Annotated in this window: 2 protein-coding genes; both read left to right on the top strand. The window is 34.9% G+C overall.

Annotated features, from left to right (window positions below):
* Window positions 1-106: 106 nt before the first annotated feature.
* Complete coding sequence (gene thiM, locus DCM90_RS09830) at window positions 107-889, top strand: hydroxyethylthiazole kinase (protein ID WP_000202455.1); 783 nt, start codon at window positions 107-109, stop codon at window positions 887-889.
* 1 nt (window position 890) lies between these two features.
* On the top strand, window positions 891-1,460 hold a 570-nt coding region (gene thiE / locus DCM90_RS09825; RefSeq protein ID WP_109251166.1), incomplete at its 3' end, for a thiamine phosphate synthase.

The raw sequence follows: 1,460 nt of genomic DNA, 5'->3' as shown, positions 1-1,460 counted from the left end.
TTGATTTTCATTGAGTATAAATCATTCAATGTAAATGAAAAAAATTCTCAACTAAAGATAAATCGAAATCAGTAGATCGTATAAAGTGAAAAGGAAGGATTTCAATATGACAAGTTTAAAATTATTAAAAGAAAAAGCACCATTGGTCATTTGTATAACCAATGATGTAGTAAAAAATTTCACAGCAAATGGATTAGTAGCACTGGGCGCCTCACCAGCCATGAGTGAGTTTCCAGCAGATTTAGAGGATTTGTTAAAGTATGCTGGTGGTTTATTAATAAACATAGGAACATTGACAGATGAAAATTGGAAATTATACCAAGCTGCTCTGAAAATTGCGGAGAAATATAATGTCCCAGCAGTTTTAGATCCTGTAGCCTGTGGAGCAGGAGAATATAGAAAAAAAGTAGCAGATGATCTAATCAACAATTATAAACTAGCAGCGATTAGAGGAAATGCTGGCGAGATTGCCTCTTTAGTAGGAATAGATGTGGCATCTAAAGGAGTAGATAGTGCGGGCGTAGATAATATTGACGAAATTGCTCTAGCAGCAAATGAGAAGTTCAATATTCCAATAGTAGTAACAGGTGAAGTGGATGCCATTGCTGTTAATGGAGAAGTGGTAACGATTCATAATGGTAGTGCTATGATGCCGAAAGTCATTGGGACAGGATGCTTATTAGGAGCTGTAGTAGCAAGCTTTATCGGACTGGAAAAAGGTCAAGAATTGAAATCATTAGAAACAGCAATGTTGGTTTACAATATCGCTGGAGAAATAGCAGAAAAACGTCCCAATGGACATCTTCCTGGAACATTTAAAGCTGAATTTATAAATGCCTTATACGAGATTACAGATGAAGATGTAAAGGAATTCAAAAGAGTGAAGTAAGATGTTTCATAAAGAATTACTAAAACTATATTTTATTTGTGGAACGACTACTTGCCAAGGAAAAAATCTATATACAGTCGTTGAGGAAGCCTTAAAAGGTGGTATAACCTTATTTCAATTTCGAGAAAAAGGTGAGGGTGCTTTAGAAGGCTTAGAAAAACTTGAGCTAGCTATCCAAATTAAAGAACTTTGTAAAAAATACAATGTTCCATTTATCGTTAATGACGATATAGATTTAGCAATGGAAATTGACGCCGATGGCGTACATGTAGGTCAAGATGATATTGGTGTTGATGAAATTAGAAAATTGATGCCAGATAAAATAATTGGTCTTTCTATAAAAAACGAGGAAGAATTTCAACAATCAAAAGTTGAATATGTAGATTATGTTGGTGTTGGTCCTGTATTTGATACCCAGTCAAAGGATGATGCTGGTGGTGCTATAGGTTATGAAGGTGTTGAATTGATGAGAAAACTATTGCCACAAATGCCCTTAGTTGCAATTGGTGGGATACAGACGAAACATATTAAAGACATTATGAAGACCAATGTTGACGGCGTTTCAATCATT

Origin of the sequence: Levilactobacillus bambusae (assembly GCF_003124125.1) — a bacterium.
Lineage (GTDB): Bacteria > Bacillota > Bacilli > Lactobacillales > Lactobacillaceae > Levilactobacillus > Levilactobacillus bambusae.
Note: the sequence above shows the minus strand (reverse complement) of the source record. Positions and strands in the feature narration are given on the sequence as shown.